The organism is Wolbachia endosymbiont of Zygogramma bicolorata, assembly GCF_051130665.1.
In the GTDB taxonomy this organism is placed as follows: domain Bacteria; phylum Pseudomonadota; class Alphaproteobacteria; order Rickettsiales; family Anaplasmataceae; genus Wolbachia.
This window is the reverse complement of sequence record NZ_CP149530.1, coordinates 153,691-175,880: the sequence shown is the minus strand read 5'-3', so window position 1 is coordinate 175,880 and position 22,190 is coordinate 153,691. Positions and strand designations below refer to the sequence as shown.

The window sequence follows — 22,190 nt, the reverse complement described above, 5'->3', positions numbered from 1 at the left end:
CACTTTTATACTTACTTTGTAAACCACCTTATCTCCGTGAACGGTTACCCAGACTGGAATGACAGCAGTCCTACGTCATACCGTCACGGTATCTCTAGATCCCGCTAACAAGCAGCGGGATGACGGTTGTCAGGGTGTTAGCTACTTAGATGAAACCCTTTTCCGGTGGAGATCACTATCAAATCACATAAGAGAAAACTAAGACCAATCACATTTTTTATCTTGCGGTTTTATTTGCAATATTGCTACCACACTGATCAACAAGCAGAAGACTATATAAAGCACAGCAGCAAGGTTTGTTTGAGGAAATGTTACAGTCAACCAAATACAAACCATAGGAGTAAATCCTCCATGTAACGCATAAGAGATGTTGCGTGATAAGCTCACACCACTAAATCTAACATTGGTGGGAAAGAGTTCAGATGCAACTATTCCTATGGGAACTATACCTCTTTCTATTATAGAAAGAGCCATTACACTAAGCATAATTATAAGGTAATTTTTGTAGTAATATGCAATAGATAACGCAGGACAACATAGTGCCATTGTAATTGCTATAAATAAGATTGCAGTGCGCTCTTTTCCAACTTTATCAGCCAACATTCCAAACGCTATTGAAGATATCGGCATTAATACACTGGTTATAATGAGCACAATTTCGTTGATATATGTCGTTACATACACATCCACTGATGCTATTTCCTTTGCGAGTGTTCGAAGAAATATGGTAAATCCGACAGCAACATTAACAGGTACAGATATTAAAATAGCAAGTATAAGAGCTCTCTTGTGGCGCTTTATAAGCTCTATTATTGGCAAATCAGGTAAATTTCTTTGTTTTCGATTTTTTTCATATGCTGGAGTTTCTCCCAATGTGTATATGCTATACGCGCTAATTAATCCTAAAATAGCTGAGAAAATAAATGGCAATCTCCAACCCCAGGTACAAAAATCAGTAGTTTTTTTGCAGATAATTACTATCACCGCAGAAAGCAAGACACCAATGGAGCGGCCAAAGCCCATTATTCCAAAATACATCCCTAAGTTCTCTTTCCTACTGGATAAATGTTCTATAAGATAAACAGAACTTCCTTGTTCACCACCAAGTGCAATTCCTTGTGTCACATGGATTGCAAGAAGCAATATAGTAGAAATTATACCTACTTGATTGTGACTTGGAATAAATGCAATAAGACTTGATGGTATCGATATTAGCAAGATAGTAATTATTAATGCTATCCTCCTTCCATACCTGTCACCAACGTGACCAAATATGAATGCACCAAGTGGCCTTACAATTGCACCTAGCCCTACAATTCCAAATAATTGCAGTATGTTACTGTAGACATCTTTTGCAAAACAAAACTCTCTGCTAATTATGTTAATCAAATCAGTGAAGAGCATGTAGTCATACCATATTGCGATTCTGCAGAGTATGGTTGATATCAATACCCTTATTTGGTGATTATCCACTAAATTTAATTCGTAAATATTTGCTTATTCTATTCTGGCTGCTTTTTGGGATTTTGCAACCTAAGGTGTGGGTTGACTTTTTTGTTATGGTATGTGATAATTGAGATTGTTAAAATTTAGGTATTCACTGACCGTTCTTGTTATAAACACCAGAATAATAAGCTACTGATATTCTCCATCTTTTTTATCTTTAATCCATCATAGCTAGCGATGCAACAAAGCCATTCCAGTGTCCGCTACTCAAATGACATGGTGAGGCGTCATCCTGCTAACAAGTAGCGGGATGACGATTGTCAGGATATCATCCTAGTAGTGTGACACTGGTTCACTCTATAATGATGTCATCCCAGCGCCCTCTTCTTGTAACCGTTCACGGAGATAAGGTGGTTTACAAAGTAAGTATAAAAGTGTAAAGAGATAGGAAGCTAAATATGGAATGGGTAAATGACAACAGTGCTGCAAGAAAAGGTTGTAGCAGAAAACGCTAATCTCAAGGAAGAAATAAAAGCACTGATCAGAGAAAATGATAGCTTGAAAGCAAAAATAGTTGAATTAGAAGACAAATTGGGCTTAAATTCGCAAAATTCATCGCTGCCACCATCACGAGATATATATCGTAAGAAAGCAAAAAAGAAAAGTGATAAAAAACCAGGAGGTCAGCCAGGACATAAGGTGCATAAGCGTGAATTAATGGCTGCAGACGAGGTAGTGAGATGCACAATTGATACAATTTGTATGTGTGGAGGTAAGATTACTTTAGAAGATGAAATTATTCATCAGAAGGCAGAGTTGCCAGAAATTAAGCCAATTGTAACTGAGTACAGGTTGCAAAGAGGACATTGTAGAGTATGTAATAAAAGAATTACAGCAAATTTACCCGAAGGTGTTGCAAGAGATTTTCTAGGACCCAATGCTAAAACAGTTATAAGCAGCCTTAGCGGCTTTTTTATTAACTCAAAAAGAGAGGTACAGCAAATTTTGGGCAGTATTTTTAATCTAAATATAAGCCTTGGTTTAGTCTCAAATACTGAACGCAGGGTATCGAAGAAGTGTGCATCTGAATATGAGAAAATGAAGGAAGAGTTGCAAGGAAGCGAGTATTTGCATATAGACGAAACAGGGCACAGAAATCAAGGAAAGAGAGGCTGGAGTTGGGTAATAACAAACAAAGCGTTGACACTTCTGAAGGTAAGCGAGTCTCGTGGTAAGAAGGTGTTGAAGAGTTTACTGCCAGAATATGATGGTATATTTGTGAGCGATAGATACGCTGTATACAATTACTTCAATCGTGAAAATAGACAGATATGTTGGGCACATCTGGCAAGAGATTTTGAGAGATTTGCCCATAGTAAAAATGTTGAAGTGAGCAAAATTGGCCAAGCACTAAAATCGCTCAGCAATAAGGTGTTTGTAGTAGATAAGGCAAAAAAACAAAATTTGATAGATAATTTGAGATTTTATCGACTGGTGGGAAAAATTCGGAAAAGGGTAAAACATTTTTTACGTAAAATGACGAGGGTTGCAAATAGTACTCAAGCTTCAAGAATGGCCGCTAAGATGTTACGATCTGAGGATATGATGTGGAAGTTTTTAAGAAAACCTGAAGTGATAGAAACAACTAATAACCTTGCAGAACGGCAAATTAGACGGTACGTAATTTATCGTAAAAACAGCTTTTTCACCTGGTCAGAACGTGGAGAAAGATTCGTGGAAAGAATGTTGTCGATATTTTTGACATCACGTCTAAATGGCCAGAACCCCTTTCAAAAGCTACAGAATCTAGTAGCTGTCACTGCTTAGTTCTTTAATTCATTCTCACAATCCGTGAACGGTTACCTCTTCTTGTCATCCAAGTAGCTGACGCTGGTTCCTTTATGACGGTTTCAGCCCAGTGCCTTTGTTACTTCTTTTTCCCATTCTCATTTACTTCTTGTTCTTTCGCTCCATCTACTTGAGTACTAGGTAATGCTACATATGTAATACTACCAGCTACGAGTGCAGATGCTACTGCTATACCAATCATTACTAACATCTCTAACCTAACTGTACGTTCAAGTGCAGTAAATGCTATCAGTCCAGCAGCAAGACCCATACCAACACCAGCAGTGTACCGTGCTGCATTGCTTTGTTTTGGTTGCTCAGTTGTTTTGTTTTTAGCTTCTAATTCTTTATTTTTCTTCTCTAATTGCTGAACTCGATCATTACTGAACTTACTTGCATTTATTATACTGTTCTTTAACTCTTTCTTAATCGACTCCACAATTTCATCTGCATTTTTACTTTGATCAGTCCCTATTATAGATTCTATTTTGATTTGTAACTCTTCATGCAATTTCTCCTTCTCTTCATCTTTCATTTTTGATAAATTACTGCCTATTATATCTTCTATTGTGCTCTTTAATTTTCCATCATATAAGCCCTTAACTTTGTCTTTTGAATCTTGATCTGTAGATCCAATTAGACCTTTTATTTCTCTGTTTAACTCTTCAGCAAATAAACCATCAATTGCTTCGCTAACTTTCTGTTCATCTGTTGAACTTGCTAGTTGCTGTTGTAAGCCTGTTTTTTCCGTGTTAGCTGCCTCCAATTGAGCTTGTAATTCTGTTTTTTCCTGCTCAGCTTTCTGATTTGCAGCATCTAGTGTTTGTTTTTCCTCCTCTAACTTCTTAACTTCAGTCTTTAACTTCTCAATTTCAGCCTGTTGTTGTTTTAGTTGTGCTATTTCTTTCTCTTTAGCTTCCAATTCTGTCTGTAACTTTGCAACTTCAGTGTTTTTAGTTTCTAATTCTTGTGTTTTAGTTTCCAATGCTTGGTTAGCTGTCTGCTTTTCAGCTTCTAATGCTTTATTTTTTTCCTCCTCAGCTTTAGCCAATTGAGTTTGTAAGTCTGTTTTTTCCTTCTTTATCTGCTCAAGTTTATTTTTTTTTTCTTGTATTTCATTTTTTAGAGTAACTTTTATTTCATCTATGCACTCAGTTTCTAGAGTATCTTTCACTTTGTTTCTTATTTCAACTACTTTGTCTCCTATTTTTTCTTCCTCTTTTACTTCTAATATATCTTTTAGAAGAATCTTTATTTGTTTTCTTGTTTCTTTGTTTATATTAGTACCATTATCTAAGACATTAGCGATATTTCTTAAACTATCATAATCCAACATATTAAGCCTTAATATAAATAATATTTAGGTAGTATGATGCCTTTAAAACTTAACGTCAAGTAATATTTTCCATAGTGTGTTATGCTCGTAAAATTTTGGCGTAGCCGTATTTACTTAATTGTGCTATAGCTAAAGTAATTTAGGTTTACCGACAATCGTCATCCCGCTGCTTGTTAGCGGGATCTATGCTAAGAGATACCGCGAATGAATCGCGGTATGACGGTTCGTGGCGGTATGACGGTTAAGTATCCTGCTACGTGTTAGCGGCTGAGATACTGCGAATGAATCGCGGTATGACGGTTCGTGGTGGTATGACGATAACCTCGTCATCCCGCTACTTGTTAGCGGGATCTATGCTAAGAGATACCGCGGCGGTATGACGGTTAAGTATCCTGCTACGTGTTAGCGGCTGAGATACCGCGAATGAATCGCGGTATGACGGTTCGTGGTGGTATGACGATAACCTCGTCATCCCGCTGCTTGTTAGCGGGATCTAGAGATACCGCGAATGAATCGCGGTATGACGGTTCGTGGCGGTATGACGGTTGAGTATTCCGCTACGTGTTAGCGGCTTAGATACCGCGAATGAATCGCGGTATGACGTTGCTAGCTTAAGGTTTAAAATTGAGAAATATTTATGTTAAAAGAAAAATACGGCTTTAAAGAAGTTGAAGACAAATGCAACATATTATGGGAAGGTAGTAAAGTTTATAAATGGAATGGTGAAAAGGATAACACTTTCACTATAGACACACCTCCACCAACAATATCGGGAAAACTCCATATTGGCCATATATTCAGCTATTGCCACACAGACTTTATTGCAAGGTTTCAACGCATGCTGGGGAAAGATGTGTTTTATCCAATTGGGTTTGATGATAACGGGCTTCCCACTGAAAGATTGGTTGAACAAACCTATAAAACCCGTGCAAAAGAAGTTGGCAGAGAAAAATTTATAGAGATGTGCCATGAAGTTATTGAAAAATCAAAGCAAGAATTTAAGGAACTATTTAAATCGGTCGGCATTAGTTATGACTGGAGTTTGGAATATCACACGATCAGCAAGGAAACTGTGACACTTTCTCAAATGTCGTTTATCGATCTATATAATAAAGGGTATGCATATAGAAAAATGCAACCTATTCTTTGGGATCCGGTTGATAAAACCGCAATTGCGCAAGCAGAAATAGAAGATAAAGTTTTTGAGTCATCCTTAAACACGATAGTTTTCTCTACTCACGAAAATGAGCAGATCAATATTGCAACTACGCGACCTGAGTTACTTCCCGCATGCGTTGCAGTTTTTTGCCACCCAGAGGATGCACGCTATACCCATCTGATCGGAAAAACAGCCGTGGTGCCAATAACAAAGGAAAAAGTTCCAATAATAGCTGATGATAAGGTTAAAGTAGATAAAGGCACTGGGCTTGTTATGTGTTGTACATTCGGTGATGAGCTCGACATATATTGGCAGCAAAAGCATAATCTGCCGATGAAAATTATCATCGATCAGGATGGGAGGATGAACCTGCATCCACCACATGGTCAGAAGGAAAGAGCATGGATCCCAGTGTCTGGGCACTGGGATGACACCATAGGTGGCACTGGAATCCAGGAAATAGAAGAATGGATCCCAGTGTCTGGGCACTGGGATGACACCATAGGGGCTACTCGGATGACAGGAGAAAGGGCTACTCAGATGACAAAAGAAGACGTCATTCCACCACACCCCGGCGTCATTCCAGCGCGTGACGCTGGAATCTACAATGAAATCAATGGATTGAAAGTTACAGCAGCAAGAAAGAAGATGATCGAAATCCTAACTGAGAAGGAGTTACTAATAGAAAGCACTAACATTTCTCATTCTGTTAAGTGCGCAGAAAGGTCTGGTGCACCACTTGAGATATTGCCTACTTATCAATGGTTTATCAAGACCTTAGAGCAAAAAGCTCAAGTATTAGATAAAGTAAAAGAATGCAACTGGCATCCAGCTACTATGCGTAAACGTATGGAAGTGTGGATAGAAGGGCTAAATTGGGACTGGTGCATCTCAAGGCAGCGCTATTTTGGTGTGCCATTTCCAGCGTGGTATTCCAAACGTAAGGGAGAAGAAGGTAAAATTATTCTAGCTGAGATAAAGGACCTACCTATAGATCCACTCAAAGATTTGCCAAAAGGGTATAGCAAAGAAGAGGTTATCCCAGATCAAGATGTAATGGATACCTGGGCCACAAGTTCAATTACTCCTCAACTAAGTGCACTGGCAGTAAACAGTGAGTTTAGCTTACCAAATCATCGCTATAATACAATATTTCCTGCAGATCTGCGCAGCCAGAGTCATGAGATAATAAGAACTTGGGCTTTTTATACGATTTTGAAAGCACATTATCATGCAGATTCTTTACCTTGGAAAAACATTATGATCAGCGGTTGGTGTTTAGCCGATGATAAGAAAAAGATGAGTAAATCAAAAGGTAACATCATCACTCCTCATGTAATACTTGAAACTTATGGAGCTGATGTAGTACGCTATTGGGCAGCGAACTCAAGGCTTGGAGTTGATACAGTCTACTCTGAAAATATATTTAAAATTGGCAAGCGCCTAGTTACAAAACTTTGGAACGCTAGCAAGTTTGTTTCCATGTTCATGGAAAAGCATCAAGTAATGAGCATAAATTCTGCTCACGAGACAATAGATAAGTGGATATTGTCTAAGTTATACAAAGTTATAGAAAGAGCAACGAATAACCTATTACAGTTTAAATACTGCGAAGCTTTGGGCGTAATAGAGGAATTTTTTTGGAAGGATTTTTGTGATAACTACTTGGAATTAGTAAAAAAACGCGCGTACGGAAGCAGTGAAGCAACCTTAAGTGCAAAACAAAGCTTGGCGTATGTGTTAAATGTTATTTTGCGGTTATTTGCACCTTTTTTGCCTTACATTACAGAAGAGATATACCACCAGTTGTATAGTTATAATTCTGTACACAATCAAAGTAATTGGCCGAGCAAAGAAGAGCTTATCTACGATAAATATTCAGAGGAAATGGGAGACAATTGCGTGCAGATATTAAACATTATCAGAAAGATAAAAGCAGATAATAATGTATCAGTTAAGCATTTGATAAAGAAATTAGTGATAAAAGCAGATCTACGAGAGGACAAATTGAATCAATCCGCGCAGAATGACCTACAAGCAGTTTGCAATGCGGAAATGATAGAGTGGATGCAGTCTGAGCTTGAAACTGAAGACGGGAAATACATAGTGAATATAGACTTATACTGATTTTTATAGCTTTGCTTCCCTTGACATTTATGCTATTATAATACTTTAGTTGTGAGGGAATAATAATGGGGGATTTATATAATAAAGCCAATGCACCATATCTTATAGCTGGTGCTTTTGCTACTTTGGTATTGCTTGCATCTTGGACACTTGCTGTTGCCCCTTATGTTGAGTTCTTGTCTTCAGTTGCAGTCTTTAATGTAGATCTTCCTGTTGCCTTGAGTTTGTCTATACTATCTACTTTGATACTCGCACTTTCATGCAAGATGATTAGTAATAATAAGAAAATAGAGGTTGAGAAAAATAAATTTGCTGAAAAAGAGCAAGAGTTAGAAAGCGTAAAACAACAATTTGAGAGTAAGGTACAAGAGTTAGAAAATAAAATAACTCTAGAAAAAGAAGCTAAAGAAGCTGCAAGCAAAGAAGTGGAGGAATTGAATAATCAACTAAATGAATTAACTCGAGAAAAGCAAGATGCAGACAGAGTGATTGAAGGGTTAAATAAGGAAATAGAGCAGTTAAAGAAACAGCTAACTGATGCACGACAAGAATCAAATCGGAAAGGTCAAGAATTGGAAGCTGTAAATAAAGAAGTGGAGGAATTGAATAATCAACTAAATGAATTCACTCAAGAAAAGAAGGATTTAGAGAGTCAAGTAAAGAGGTTAAATGATGAGAAAGAGCGATTGGAAGCAGAGTTAAAAACAGAAACGGAGAAAGCAGAACAATCAGAAAGGAAGTTAGCTCAGGAAAAGAAACAGCTAACTGATGCACGACAAGAATCAAATCGGAAAGGTCAAGAATTGGAAGCTGCAAATAAACAAGTGAAGGAGTTAAAGGATCAATTAAATGAATTAACTCGAGAAAAGAAGGATTTAGAGAGTAAAGTGAAGAAGTTAAATGGTGAGAAAGAACAACTAGTAGCACAATTGAGGGAAAAGAACATTGGTGAATTAAATGGCCAATTGCATAGCTTGACGCAAGAAAAGCAACGTTTAGAAAAAGAAGTTGTAGAATTAAAAGCGAAAATAAAAGGTCAGTTAAAGCATAGGGAGGAAATTCTTTCCCGTGAACACCAAGAGTTACGCGATGAAAATAGTAGAATTGGGGAATTAGAGAGTGAGCTACAAAAGTTAACAGATGGAATAGCTCAAGAAAAAAAAGCTAAAGAAAATGTAGGCAGAGAAGTGAAGGGATTGAACAATCAATTAAGTGGGTTAACTCAGGAAAAGCAAGATTTAGAAGGCGAAATTGAAGAGTTAGGTAAGAAAATCAAGTCGTTGAACGAGCAACTGAATGGTGCACAGCAAACACTTGCTAAAAAGAAGCAAGAGTTAGAACAAGAAAGAGAAGACTTTCGTTTTGAATTAGAAAAAATGAAAAATAATCACAAGACAGATATGGATAAATTCAAAAAACAAGCGGAAGAATGTTTAAAGGACAAAGAAATCACTGTACTCAGTGTAGTGAAAGAAAGAGTAAAGCAAGGACTTTCTGGTTCAGAAGAACAACAATACATGCAAGATATAGACTATAAACAAGAAGCAGTTGATAAATTTATGCAACCTATATATGAAAAGTTAGGTATAAATAATCAACTAGATATAAGCAGTGAACATTCATCAGAATTTGAAGGAACAGGTGAAAATAAGCTTGCTAGTGGACTAACTTTCCCGAAACCACTTTCTCCTCGCACATCCACACCAAGAAGATATTCTAGAAAATCTCTATCTCCTAAAAAGGAAGATGAGGATGAGAATAAAGAAAATTCAGAGCAACTAAATCACGAAAATCCTAATACAAGTACCGGCAGCCCTAATTTATCGCTTTTAGAGATGCAACAAATAATTCCTATCACACCTTAACGATGTAAGTGCAGGGACCTCCACAGATAAGAGAATCTTAACAAATATATACAAGACTGCTGAAGTTTTGTTCATGAGGGGAGGGGAGTAATGAGCAATTTGTTTAACAAAGCTAACACATTTTATTTTGTAGCTAGTTCCTTAGCTACTCTTACGTTACTTACATCTTTAGCGCTTACTGTAACTTCTAATGTGCCTCTTCCTCTAATTCTTGCTTTAGCTGCATTATCTGTTTTGGTGCTTGCACTTTCGTATAAAATGATTAGTAATAATAAAAAAATAGAGGTTGAGAGAAGTAAATTCGCTCAGAAAGAGCAAGAGTTAGAAAATAAAATAACTCTAGGAAAGGAAGCTGAAAAAGCTGCAAACAAAGAAGTGGAAAAATTAAAGAATCAATCACGTGAATTAACTCGAGAAAAGCAAAATTTAGACAAGAGAGCAAAAAAATTGGATCAGAAAGTAAATGAGTCAGAAGTTGAGAGAGAATCTCTTCTTGAAGAAAAAAAATCTTTAGAGAAAAGATTAGAAGCCAAAGCGAATCACATATTTGAAATAACAGACGAATTGAAAAAGATAACGAAGGAAAAAGATGAGCTTGTTGCACGAGAAGAAGAATTGCATCTTAAAATCTCGCGTTTACGTGAACATTTACAAGAAAAAGAAGGTAATCTAGCTGAAAAAGAAAAACGCATAACGGAATTGAAAAGGAAAATAGACAATAATAAACATGCAGAATTAAAAAATGAAGAATTGCATAAGGAAATGGAAAAATTATCTAAAGAAAAAGAGAAATTAGATAAGGAAATAGAAAAATTGTGTAAGGAAAAACATATATTATGTGAAAAAAAAGAAGAATTACATAAAAGACAAGAAGAATTTTGTGTAGAATTAGATGAATTACAATGTAAATTTAAAGAAATTAATCAGAAAAATAAAAACTTATCTCAAGAATTAAAAAGGAAATTTGAAGAGCTATATAAAGCAGATGATTTAATTAAAAATCAATCTTTTGAGTTAGATGGGATAAGAAAAGATTGTAATAACGAAGTGAAAGGTTTAAAAAATTTACTTTTGAAGCAAGACGCTCAAATAGAACAACTTGAAGAAGGTTTGTTGAGAAATGCAGAAGAAAAAAAGGGTTATTTACTGGAAATGTTAGAACCTGTGGTAGACGAAGTAGAAAAATTGGTAAACGCTAATGAAGCGATCGGAGATCATAGTAGAAAAATAATATTACAGGAGACTCAAAAAATAAAGTTTATATTGAAGGAAATTATGCAATTTATGCCAGGTGAAGATTCTAGATGTGAATCACCATCAGAGGAAACGTTTGATTTTTTACTGGAAGATTCTGGATATAACAGTTGCTCATCCACCCCGATCAAATTGCCAAATTCACTATTGACAGAATCTTATGAACGTAGTCAGAGTGAAGGTATTTGCAAAACATAATAATTAGCTTTATTATAAAAAAAATTATGCAAGATAATGAACCCAATAATATGCGCACTGGATACACAAGACTTAAATAAGGCTATTTCTCTAGCTAATGCCTTACGTAATAAAGTTGGCATGGTAAAGCTGGGATTAGAATTTTTTGCTGCTCATGGTCTCTCTGGAGTGCAAGAAGTTGCAAAATGCAATGTACCAATTTTTTTAGATCTGAAATTGTATGATATTCCGAGCACTGTAGCTAAAACAGTTGAAGTAATAAAAGTTCTAAGTGTTGAAATGTTAACTCTGCACATCAGTGGCGGAACAAAAATGCTTGAAGAAGCGCTAAGTGTATTGCAAGGCACAAAAATAAAGCTGATTGGAGTGACAGTGCTAACTAGTATGAGCAATGAGGATTTAAACGAGCTTGGAGTAGCAAGAGAGGCAAAATCACAGGTAATTTTGCTTGCAAAACTTGCAAAAAAGATTGGACTCCATGGAATAGTCTGCTCTGCACTAGAAGCTCAAGAAGTGCGCCGAGAATGCGGTGAAGACTTTAAAATTATTACTCCAGGAATTCGTATAGATCCAAGTCATGACGACCAAAAAAGAACAGCAACACCAAGAGAAGCAATAAATTTAGGAGCTGATTATATCGTCATTGGCAGACCCATTACAAAAACTGCAAGTAGTGCAGAATTAATATTGAAATCCCTTATCTAATCGAAGCAGATAAAAAAAGTGCTTGACATAAAAAAACGAACATTATATATTGTTGTTACCTTTTGTTTTACCTCGCTTAATTTAATTACTGGATTAAGCTTACATCACTAAGCGTGGTACAAAGTGCCACGCTATTTTCCGATTTACATTTTCAACAGATAAACAAATGATGTCATGCCAGTGTCTGGGCACATAACTGTACGAATATTCATTGTAACCGTTCACGGAGATAAGGTGGTTTACAAAGTAAGTATAAAAGTGTAAAGAGATAGGAAGCTAAATATGGAATGGGTAAATGACAACAGTGCTGCAAGAAAAGGTTGTAGCAGAAAACGCTAATCTCAAGGAAGAAATAAAAGCACTGATCAGAGAAAATGATAGCTTGAAAGCAAAAATAGTTGAATTAGAAGACAAATTGGGCTTAAATTCGCAAAATTCATCGCTGCCACCATCACGAGATATATATCGTAAGAAAGCAAAAAAGAAAAGTGATAAAAAACCAGGAGGTCAGCCAGGACATAAGGTGCATAAGCGTGAATTAATGGCTGCAGACGAGGTAGTGAGATGCACAATTGATACAATTTGTATGTGTGGAGGTAAGATTACTTTAGAAGATGAAATTATTCATCAGAAGGCAGAGTTGCCAGAAATTAAGCCAATTGTAACTGAGTACAGGTTGCAAAGAGGAGATTGTAGAGTATGTAATAAAAGAATTACAGCAAATTTACCCGAAGGTGTTGCAAGAGATTTTCTAGGACCCAATGCTAAAACAGTTATAAGCAGCCTTAGCGGCTTTTTTATTAACTCAAAAAGAGAGGTACAGCAAATTTTGGGCAGTATTTTTAATCTAAATATAAGCCTTGGTTTAGTCTCAAATACTGAACGCAGGGTATCGAAGAAGTGTGCATCTGAATATGAGAAAATGAAGGAAGAGTTGCAAGGAAGCGAGTATTTGCATATAGACGAAACAGGGCACAGAAATCAAGGAAAGAGAGGCTGGAGTTGGGTAATAACAAACAAAGCGTTGACACTTCTGAAGGTAAGCGAGTCTCGTGGTAAGAAGGTGTTGAAGAGTTTACTGCCAGAATATGATGGTATAGTTGTGAGCGATAGATACGCTGTATACAATTACTTCAATCGTGAAAATAGACAGATATGTTGGGCACATCTGGCAAGAGATTTTGAGAGATTTGCCCATAGTAAAAATGTTGAAGTGAGCAAAATTGGCCAAGCACTAAAATCGCTCAGCAATAAGGTGTTTGTAGTAGATAAGGCAAAAAAACAAAATTTGATAGATAATTTGAGATTTTATCGACTGGTGGGAAAAATTCGGAAAAGGGTAAAACATTTTTTACGTAAAATGACGAGGGTTGCAAATAGCACTCAAGCTTCAAGAATGGCCGCTAAGATGTTACGATCTGAGGATATGATGTGGAAGTTTTTAAGAAAACCTGAAGTGATAGAAACAACTAATAACCTTGCAGAACGGCAAATTAGACGGTACGTAATTTATCGTAAAAACAGCTTTTTCACCTGGTCAGAACGTGGAGAAAGATTCGTGGAAAGAATGTTGTCGATATTTTTGACATCACGTCTAAATGGCCAGAACCCCTTTCAAAAGCTACAGAATCTAGTAGCTGTCACTGCTTAGTTCTTTAATTCATTCTCACAATCCGTGAACGGTTACTATTCATTTTTGAAGATAAATTGCACAACAGATGATGTCATTCCAGTCTGGAATCCAGAAATTTTGCTTATAACTGATACCAAATCTCATAAATAAGTAGGCAAATAACTCACAGAACAAATGGTTTTGATCGAACTTTCCGTAATATTACGAATGAATGCACATACAGTATCCTCCAATAAACTAACAGAGTCATATATTCTATTTTTAATGAGATTGTCTTTCAAATATTGCCATAAACGCTCTACTGGATTTAACTCTGGTGAATATGGAGGTAAATAGATTAAGGTAATATTTTGTGGTATTTTTAAACCTTTGGATCTATGCCATCCTGCACAATCCACAACAAGAAATGCCTCCCTTGTTCCTAAATATTGTGACATCTGCTCAAGGAATATATTCATACAATCAGTATTGACGTTTGGTACGAATAAGCTAGAACTCTCTCGATTTCTAGGATTAACTGCACTATAGAGATAAAAGTTTTGCCTACCTAATTTTACCTTAACCTGTGTCCTAATGCCTTTTTTAAACCACCCGTGTCCAATCTTTGAATGTGTGCCAAACCGCGACTCATCGAAGAAAAATAGCTCTTTTTCGGGATACGTGACAATAGTTTCATTAAGATTTTTTTTTAAACTCTTCTTGTTTATTTTTATCCTGTTTATTGTGCACAGGCCTTGGAGTAATATACGAAAAACCTAACTTTTGCATCAGTCTATGTGCTGTAGACTTACTTACCTCAATAGAAAACATTTTCTCAATTATGATTTTTAATTTCTTAGCCGTTAGGTTGGCTCCTTCTTCTGCTATGACATTTTTAATTTCTTCTTGCTGCTTGTAGCTCAACTTCGGCTTTACTCCACGTCCTGGTTGTATTTTAAACGCATTGACTCCTCCTTCCTTAAATCTTGTAATCCACTTCATCAATGTAGTTCTAGTAATTCGGTATATTTGAGCAACTTTTGTTATTCCATATTCTTTTGGAGATATTATTGCCTGTAATCTTCTTCCTATCTCTCCTCTTATGCCGTGCTTCTTTAATTCCAGGTTACACTTATTATATAATTCTTCTCCTATTGCTTTACTTTTTCCTGCCATAACTCCCCACTAATTCTTAAATTATTCTATTTTAGAAATTTTTCTTTATTCCTCTATTTATTTTTAGGAATTGGTATGACACTGGTTCCTTTATGAAGGCAGTGCCCAGACACTGGGATCCAGCTTCTATGCAACTTAATTAAAAACGTTTGTTTTAGCGTAAGACAACTACCTTTAGCTCATCAGCTCAGTTATAAGCAAAATTTCTGGATTCCAGACTGGAATGACACCATTTGCTGTGCAATTTACCTTCAAAATGAATGTTCGTACAGTTGTGCGCAGTATCTCTAGATCCCGCTAACAAGCAGCGGGATGACGAATTTGTCGTTTATCAAATTGTAGGTAAACCTAAGCCACTTTAGCTATAACAAGCAGCGGGATGACGAATTTGTCGTTTATCAAATCGTCGGTAAGCCTAAAGCTATAGCCATTAAGCACGATAAAGAAAATCATTTATAATCGCTATAGCAACTAGTGTAGACACTTGACGTTCCTTGTGATTTGATAAATAGAGGTTTTTATCTGATTTTACAACAAGGACTTCTGGATGACATTGAAAGTAAATATTACCGTGCTTATCTTCAATAGCCTCTATTACCCCATCACTGGAAAATGCTGCAACTTTATATCCAAGTAACTCCAATTTTCTTCTATTTTCTGGTGTATTACTTACTGCCCCTGAATGAGCATCTGGAAAATATGTTGAAAACCAGCCATTTTCATTAGGTATTAAGAATTTAGCTACTAATTCCGCTAAACGACTGTTTGGAACGATCTTTATCTGCTGGAGAGGTGCATCCTCTTTATGTGGATTAGATGCTGATTTTAAATGAGATCTTCGCTTCTCTTTATCACTCACAACACTCACTACTTCAATTCCCTTTGCATTCATTATGCCTTCACATATGCCAAGTAAATGAATTGCAGGGTTATCATCCACTATTTTTGCAATTGCTTCAGTAACAAGCTGGCGACAAGGAGTGGGTGCTGAGTGTAAATTATCCGGAATAAATATTCTATTTATTTTGTGCTCTTTAATAAACTTTGCAACTTCAATTTTTATTCGGTCTAATGTCAGCTTCTTTGCCAATGTTTCATCTTGTTTTGCAAGATTAAGTGACTCTGTCTGAATTTTTTTAAGGCTAATTATCTTATTATAATCAATCAGTACAGTCTTAACCCCAAAGTTATTAAACATCTCGTAGATATTTTGAGATAGCCCAAGCTCATGTGCTTCTTCCGTTTTCAACAAACCAACAACTATGTCATTATTTACTGTATTTTCTGCCGTCAAGGCAGTTGACGCTGGTTCTTCTTTTCTGGTTACATGTTGAGATGCTGGTTTTTCGCTAACATCAGCATAAGTAACATTGCTTAATAATAGAACTATAATTAATAAGATGTTAAATATTCTACTATAACATTTATACATATAGTTTACCTTCTCAACACTTATATTAATACCATAACATATTATAGAACGTTTTATAACAAAAAGGCAAATTTGCCAAGAAAGAGAAGGTGGCCTGAGCAGGAATCGAACCAGCGACACAAGGATTTTCAGTCCTTTGCTCTACCAACTGAGCTATCAGGCCAACTGTATACTTTCATTTTTAGATAAAAAATGTTATTATGTCTATCAAAAGTTTTTAAAGTAGTTTATATAAAAATAAAGGATGAACATTAATAACAGAATAGGAATCTACCCTGGCACATTTGACCCTATAACTTTTGGGCATATTGACATAATCAAAAGAGCGTGTAAACTAGTCGATAAATTAATAATAGGAGTTGCAGAAAACGTTAATAAGCATGTTGCCTTTGACACAAAGCTACGCACAAGCATGGCTGAAAGTGAAATCAAAGGGCTAGGAATTGATGCAGATGTTATATCTTTTAATGGGTTGCTAGTGAAGTTTGCCAAAGAGCAGAATGCTTCTGTTATTATTAGAGGATTAAGAGCAGTATCGGATTTTGATTACGAGTTTCAAATGAGTTGGGTAAATTATAAACTTCTTCCTGAAATCGAAACCATATTTCTTCCTGCTTCTGAAGATACTCAATTTATCTCATCAAGTTTTGTAAAGGAAATAGCAAGATTAGGAGAAGATGTTAGCAAATTTGTATCAAAAGGCGTTCAAAACGAATTGATTAACCTGAATAGGATAAAAAATGGAGAATAGTGCTTGTTGTTTTTTATTTCTGAATGGGTATATTCAATATATAAAATGTTATAAGCTAAAGGAGTAGCATGTCAAAAGTGAGGGTTAATAATAGAAAAGTTTGTTGTCATGGTGATGAGAATAATGAGGGTTCCGGTCATCCATTAATATATTTAGATATGGGAGAAGAAGAGGAAATAGCCTGCCCTTATTGTGAAAAGACGTTTGTCCATGACTGTACTGTAGAAGCGGTTGGGGAGCTGACTAGGGATGAACTCTAATGGCACTTTATTTCTTCTGCAGACTTAGCTTATGTAAATAGCAAGAAGAGGGGCAGTAAAAATGAAACTATCCATACGATCGAGCACTCCTCCATGGCCAGGTATCATACTTCCACTATCTTTAACACCGTAAGCTCTTTTAACAAGCGACTCAGTGAAATCGCCAAGTTGCGCTAGAATAGCGATTGCAAGGCCAATGATTGGAGAATAAAAAATTGAAAATAGACCAAAAAATATTGATCCAAAAATTGTGCACACTACTCCAGCTAAAATCGCACCAAGAAGTCCTGTCCAAGTTTTTCCAGGGCTAAGAATTGGGCAAATTTTAGCTCCACCAAAATTCTTACCAAATAGGTAGGCAGTAATGTCAATTCCCCAAATGGTTAAGACGAACCATACTAATGCGTATTTTCCCTGTGGTAGGTTATATAAATATATTAATGAGGCGCTTGGTAGTGCAATCAATAATAATGCGAAAACGTATAAAATTTTGTTTCCTTGGGTTAGATTATACCATTCAAAAGAAGATAAAACTGCTATTGAAAAAATCAATAGGTAAAACGATAAATCACTGAAATATGTAGCAAAAGAAAATATGAATAATATTACTATTGAGGATAATATTCTAATTATAAAATTATTATCTACCATATTTTTTCTCTCTTTTTGTATAATCTTCTAATGCTTTGCTCAAATCTTGACAAGAAAAATCAGGCCATAAAGTATCACAAAAATATAATTCAGCATAAGCTGCTTGCCATAAAAAAAAGTTGCTTAACCTTTTTTCGCCGCCAGTGCGAATTAATAAATCCAATTTTGGCAGATCTTTAGTATATAGAAATTTTTCAAATTCCTCTTCTGATACATAAGCAATATTTTCTTTTATAATATTGCTTATAGCTTGTGTAATTTCTTGCTTTGCTCCGTAACTGACTGCCACAGTGAGTAATAAACCATCGTTCTTATGTGTCATTTTTTCTGCTTTTTTAATTTGATCCAATATTTTACTGGATAACAGACTTAAATTGCCAATAAAATTCAACTTAATGTTACAGTTGCAAATGAAATTGACTTTATCTTCATTAGTTAAAACGGAGTAAAATAAATCAAATAGACAGTCAGTTTCGTTTTTGGGTCTAAGCCAATTCTCCATAGAGAATGCATACAAAGTTAAGTAGGGTATGGTTAGGTCCGTACAATACTTGGCAATATCGTATGCAACTTCACTGCCCTTTTTATAACCATCAATTTTTACCTTTCCTTGATTGTTCGCCCATCTACCATTACCATCCATAATAATTGCTAAATGTTTCGGTAAAGATTCTTGATTCAACATTTAAAGTTCACCTAAACCACCCGATATCATCTGAGTGCTTAACATATCACTGTACAAAAATAGTGATTTAGTAGCAATCTCTACTTGAAAGGTGTCATCCCAGTAGCCCTTTTTCCTGTCATCCCAGTGCGTGACACTGGGATCTAAGTATAAAAATATTTGCAAATTATGCAATGAACAACAGATTCTTGGGGCATATAATGTCCATGATGAAAATAAGGTAGATCCCAGTGTCACGCACTGGGATGACAGGAAAGAGGGAAATGGATAACAGATTCTTAGAGCATATAATGTCCATGATGAAAATAAGATGTATCCCAGTGTTACACACTGGGATGACAGGGAAAAAAGGCACTGGGATGACAAAAAAGAGGACACTGGAATGACATCATTTACTGTATAATACTGTGCAATATTGCAACGTTCATACAGTTGTGTGTCGACTACCTCCATGACACCTTTGCATATAATTTTTTCTTTTTCACTACTGAAGGTTTCTTTCATATTACCTTAGTGATGCAATATATCCTTTTCTTTGATGGACAATTCACCATCAATCTTTTTTATATTATCATCAGTAATATTTTGTATTTCCTTCTTAGCACCATGAAAATCATCTTCTGAGATCTCCTTATTTCCCTTCATTTTCTCTATTTCTTCCATAACATCTCTGCGTATATTTCTGATGGCAATCCGCGCATTTTCAGAAAACTGATGCAATAATTTTACTAATTTTTCACGGGTTTCTTGTGTTAAATCCGGAAGAGCTATACGTATGGTATTGCCCTCAACAACAGGATTTAAATTCAAGTTGGCATTTAATATAGCATTTTTCACTTCACCTACAACATTAATATCCCAAACTTTAATTGATAGGGTTTTGTTATCTATAACTGAAACGCCTGCAACCTGATTTAACTTTTGATGTCCACCATAGATATTTACAACTATACCATCAAGCAACGATGCGCTAGCTCTACCAGTGCGTACGCCTTTAATATCATCATGAAAGGACTGAATAGTTTTTAGCATTCTTTCTTTTGTTTTAGCTTTTATTTCATTTAACATAAATTACCTACTGTTTACAATCTGAAACTATAGTATAAGTACCTTGACCCTTAATAATATTGACTATTTTTTCTCCCTTCAAAGAAAAAACTATAATTGGAATAGAATTCTCACGAGCAAGTGAAGTTGCTGATGCATCCATAACTTTTAAATCACGAGTCAATAAATCCGTGTAAGAAAGCCTATCATACATTACAGCATCCTCATTTTTTTTCGGATCAGCGGAGTATACACCATTTACTTGTGTACCCTTTAGAATAACATCACAATTCATTTCAACAGCACGTAAGGCTGCAGCTGTATCTGTAGTAAAAAATGGGTTGCCTGTGCCTGCTGCAAAAATTACCACTCTACCTTTTTCTAAATGACGAATAGCTTTCCTTCTTATGTAAGGTTCACATACAGTAGCCATGGGTATTGCAGATAATACCCTAGAAGCTACTAAATTTTTTTCTAAAAAGTTTTGTAAAATTAAAGCATTGATTATAGTTGCAAGCATTCCAATATAATCACTGCTTGCTCTTTCACAGCCACTTAAAGACGCAGATGCGCCACGAAAGATATTACCACCACCAACAACAATACATACCTGAACTCCAAGCCTGTTAACATCAGCTATATCTTTGCATAATTGGCTTATTATTCCCATATCATGACCAAAAGACTGTGACCCCATCAAAGCTTCACCAGAGATCTTCAATAACACTCTAGAGTATTTTACTTTATCTGCTAAGGAAGACATTTCTTGCCATTTAGTTTGCACTGCCCAAAACAAGTAACTTGTAATCAGATAATTTAATAGCGCTCACCTCGCTTGATTTTATAAAATCAGAAACCTTCATTTTATCATCTTTTATGAACTTTTGTTCTAGTAAAACAACTTCTTCATAGTACTTAGCCATTCGTCCATCTACTATTTTTTTTGCTACTTCTTCAGGTTTATTTAAGCTCCTTACTTGCTCTTCAATTATAGAACGTTCATTTTTCAACTTCATTTGATCTAAATCATCTATAGACAAAGCTTCAGGCTTCATAGCAACTATGTGCATCGCTATTTGTTTTCCAATTTCCTGTAACTTTGCCTTATCACCGGGTGATTGCAATGCAACTAAAGCGCCAGTTTTACCTAAACCACGTACATCACCGTGTACATAACCAGCAACAACTCCATCCTTAGTCTCTAGGTAACAAAGCTTGCTCAACTCTAACTTTTCACCAAGAACTGACGTACCATTCATAATAGCTTCCTGCACTGTGCCAATGCTTTCATACTTGGCATTTTTTAACTCATCAACGCTGATACAGCGTTCTTGATGAGCAATTGATGCTAAATTTGAAACTAACTCTACAAATTTCTCATTCCTTGCAACAAAATCGGTTTCGCAATTGAGTTCAACCAATGCACCATAATTTTCAGTCAAACACATAGCAACGAGCCCATCTGAAGCTACTCTATCAGATTTTTTGTCAGCTTTAGCAAGACCTATTGTACGCAACTTATCAACGGCTTTCTTGATGTCACCATCACATTCTTCTAATGCTTTTTTACAGTCACTTAAGCCAAGCCCTGTCCTATCACGTAATTCCCTTATATTATCTGGATTCATCTTCATTTGTTACTACCTCCCTTTCTTCTTCTTTGTAAACTTTACTACGTTTCCTTTTAGTTTGCACAATACTATCTTCTTTTTCTTGAATAAACTCATCACCTTTTATATTATCAATCTTAACTCCAGATCTTGCTAGACTAGACTCTATTCCAGCTAATATAGAGTCGGTAGCTAATTTACAATAGAGCTCTATTGATTTTCTTGAGTCATCATTTCCAGGTATTAGATAAGTAATATCATCTGGATCAGAATTAGTATCAAGTATTGCAACTATTGGAATTCCTAACTTTTTAGCCTCCTTAACCGCAATATGCTCTTTATTAGTATCAATGATGAATAAGATATCAGGAATTGCTCCCATTTCTCTAATACCACCAAGCGCCTTATCAAGCTTTTGCTTTTTCTTTTCAATGTTCCCCAATTCTTTCTTTGTTAAAATGCTATCCTCGTCATTTAATATTTTCTCATATTGCATCAAGGTTTTTATCGAAGAAGAAACAGTGCCCCAATTAGTAAGCATACCACCAAGCCATCGATGATTCACATAATATTGACCACAACGAATCGCTTCACTTGCAATAATATCAAAAGCTTGAAACTTTGTACCAACAAATAGAATGCGACCACCTTGAGATGCAACGTCATATAAAGCCTTCATGGCCACCTGTAGCAATGGTAATGTTTTTCGCAAGTCAATTATATGTATACGATTTTCTTGATGCACTCCATATATGTATGGAGCCATTTTTGCGTTCCAGCGACTAATTTTGTGACCAAAATGTACACCAGATTCGGCTAAATCACGCACAGTGACTTCAGGCAAATTTGTCATATATCATTCCTCCAAATAGTTTATCTTCCATGGCATAACCCTAATGGGACTACTTGTACAAGCCATGTGTGAAATTAAATTATTTACATAGTAATAGAAAAGACAGCAAAGCGCAAACAAAAAATATTGACAAAGGGCAACATGTTTATTAGCTTTAAAGTCGAAGCCCGAAAAC

Annotated in this window: 18 protein-coding genes and 1 tRNA gene; 8 read left to right on the top strand and 11 right to left on the bottom strand. The window is 35.8% G+C overall.

Annotated elements, in window-relative coordinates; all coding sequences use genetic code 11:
* Nucleotides 1-198 precede the first annotated feature (198 nt).
* On the bottom strand, nt 199-1,473 hold the full coding sequence (locus WKH12_RS00795; RefSeq protein WP_434732403.1) for an MFS transporter: 1,275 nt from the start codon (nt 1,471-1,473) through the stop codon (nt 199-201).
* 444 nt (nt 1,474-1,917) lie between these two features.
* Between WKH12_RS00795 and tnpC (WKH12_RS00790) the strand changes: the two genes are divergently transcribed.
* Nucleotides 1,918-3,273, top strand: coding sequence for an IS66 family transposase (tnpC, locus tag WKH12_RS00790; RefSeq protein ID WP_434732087.1), 1,356 nt, complete (start codon nt 1,918-1,920; stop codon nt 3,271-3,273).
* A 100-nt stretch (nt 3,274-3,373) separates the two neighbouring features.
* Here tnpC (WKH12_RS00790) and WKH12_RS00785 read toward each other — a convergent pair whose 3' ends face one another.
* Nucleotides 3,374-4,630 (bottom strand): DNA topoisomerase 2-like domain-containing protein, encoded by a 1,257-nt coding sequence (locus tag WKH12_RS00785; protein ID WP_434732402.1) that lies wholly within the window; start codon nt 4,628-4,630, stop codon nt 3,374-3,376.
* A 637-nt stretch (nt 4,631-5,267) separates the two neighbouring features.
* Here WKH12_RS00785 and WKH12_RS00780 point away from each other — a divergent pair.
* The 5 genes from WKH12_RS00780 to tnpC (WKH12_RS00760) all read left to right on the top strand — a co-directional run bounded on the left by WKH12_RS00780 (nt 5,268) and on the right by tnpC (WKH12_RS00760) (nt 13,589).
* Nucleotides 5,268-7,916: a valine--tRNA ligase gene (locus tag WKH12_RS00780; RefSeq protein WP_434732401.1), complete on the top strand. Its 2,649-nt coding sequence runs from the start codon at nt 5,268-5,270 to the stop codon at nt 7,914-7,916.
* Between the two features lie 65 nt (nt 7,917-7,981).
* Complete coding sequence (locus WKH12_RS00775) at nt 7,982-9,781, top strand: coiled-coil domain-containing protein (protein WP_434732400.1); 1,800 nt, start codon at nt 7,982-7,984, stop codon at nt 9,779-9,781.
* A 90-nt stretch (nt 9,782-9,871) separates the two neighbouring features.
* Nucleotides 9,872-11,233, top strand: coding sequence for a coiled-coil domain-containing protein (locus WKH12_RS00770; protein ID WP_434732399.1), 1,362 nt, complete (start codon nt 9,872-9,874; stop codon nt 11,231-11,233).
* 36 nt (nt 11,234-11,269) lie between these two features.
* The gene (gene pyrF, locus WKH12_RS00765) at nt 11,270-11,938 is read left to right on the top strand and encodes an orotidine-5'-phosphate decarboxylase (protein ID WP_434732398.1); all 669 of its coding nucleotides are present in this window, start codon (nt 11,270-11,272) and stop codon (nt 11,936-11,938) included.
* Between the two features lie 295 nt (nt 11,939-12,233).
* Entirely contained in the window at nt 12,234-13,589 is a 1,356-nt protein-coding gene (gene tnpC / locus WKH12_RS00760; RefSeq protein WP_434732082.1) for an IS66 family transposase, read from the top strand.
* Between the two features lie 122 nt (nt 13,590-13,711).
* On the opposite strand, the gene WKH12_RS00755 is transcribed toward tnpC (WKH12_RS00760), so the two are convergent.
* The 3 genes from WKH12_RS00755 to WKH12_RS00745 form a co-directional block, all read right to left on the bottom strand.
* A protein-coding gene (locus tag WKH12_RS00755) for an IS630 family transposase (protein ID WP_434732397.1) occupies nt 13,712-14,726 on the bottom strand; the annotation gives its coding sequence in 2 pieces (ribosomal slippage) (nt 13,712-14,260 and nt 14,262-14,726; 1,014 coding nt in all).
* 430 nt (nt 14,727-15,156) lie between these two features.
* Nucleotides 15,157-16,158, bottom strand: a complete 1,002-nt coding sequence (locus WKH12_RS00750) for a gamma-glutamyl-gamma-aminobutyrate hydrolase family protein (protein WP_434732396.1) — start codon at nt 16,156-16,158, stop codon at nt 15,157-15,159.
* A gap of 90 nt (nt 16,159-16,248) precedes the next feature.
* A tRNA-Phe gene (locus WKH12_RS00745) sits at nt 16,249-16,321 on the bottom strand.
* A gap of 81 nt (nt 16,322-16,402) precedes the next feature.
* Here WKH12_RS00745 and coaD point away from each other — a divergent pair.
* Nucleotides 16,403-16,909: a pantetheine-phosphate adenylyltransferase gene (coaD, locus tag WKH12_RS00740; protein ID WP_253309665.1), complete on the top strand. Its 507-nt coding sequence runs from the start codon at nt 16,403-16,405 to the stop codon at nt 16,907-16,909.
* Between the two features lie 68 nt (nt 16,910-16,977).
* Nucleotides 16,978-17,169: a zinc-finger domain-containing protein gene (locus tag WKH12_RS00735; protein ID WP_341820626.1), complete on the top strand. Its 192-nt coding sequence runs from the start codon at nt 16,978-16,980 to the stop codon at nt 17,167-17,169.
* Between the two features lie 24 nt (nt 17,170-17,193).
* Here the strand turns inward: WKH12_RS00735 and WKH12_RS00730 are convergent, their stop codons facing one another.
* The 6 genes from WKH12_RS00730 to rpsB form a co-directional block, all read right to left on the bottom strand.
* Entirely contained in the window at nt 17,194-17,820 is a 627-nt protein-coding gene (locus WKH12_RS00730; protein ID WP_264732170.1) for a phosphatidate cytidylyltransferase, read from the bottom strand.
* Entirely contained in the window at nt 17,810-18,505 is a 696-nt protein-coding gene (gene uppS, locus WKH12_RS00725; protein WP_434732395.1) for a polyprenyl diphosphate synthase, read from the bottom strand. The genes WKH12_RS00730 and uppS overlap by 11 nt, the downstream gene beginning before the upstream one ends.
* A gap of 510 nt (nt 18,506-19,015) precedes the next feature.
* A complete protein-coding gene (gene frr / locus WKH12_RS00720) occupies nt 19,016-19,573 on the bottom strand; it encodes a ribosome recycling factor (protein WP_164224746.1) in 558 nt (185 codons plus the stop codon).
* Between the two features lie 7 nt (nt 19,574-19,580).
* A complete protein-coding gene (pyrH, locus tag WKH12_RS00715; protein ID WP_434732394.1) occupies nt 19,581-20,315 on the bottom strand; it encodes a UMP kinase in 735 nt (244 codons plus the stop codon).
* Between the two features lie 10 nt (nt 20,316-20,325).
* Nucleotides 20,326-21,186 (bottom strand): translation elongation factor Ts, encoded by an 861-nt coding sequence (tsf, locus tag WKH12_RS00710; RefSeq protein ID WP_434732393.1) that lies wholly within the window; start codon nt 21,184-21,186, stop codon nt 20,326-20,328.
* On the bottom strand, nt 21,167-22,015 hold the full coding sequence (rpsB, locus tag WKH12_RS00705; RefSeq protein ID WP_341822394.1) for a 30S ribosomal protein S2: 849 nt from the start codon (nt 22,013-22,015) through the stop codon (nt 21,167-21,169). The genes tsf and rpsB overlap by 20 nt, the downstream gene beginning before the upstream one ends.
* Nucleotides 22,016-22,190: the final 175 nt, after the last annotated feature.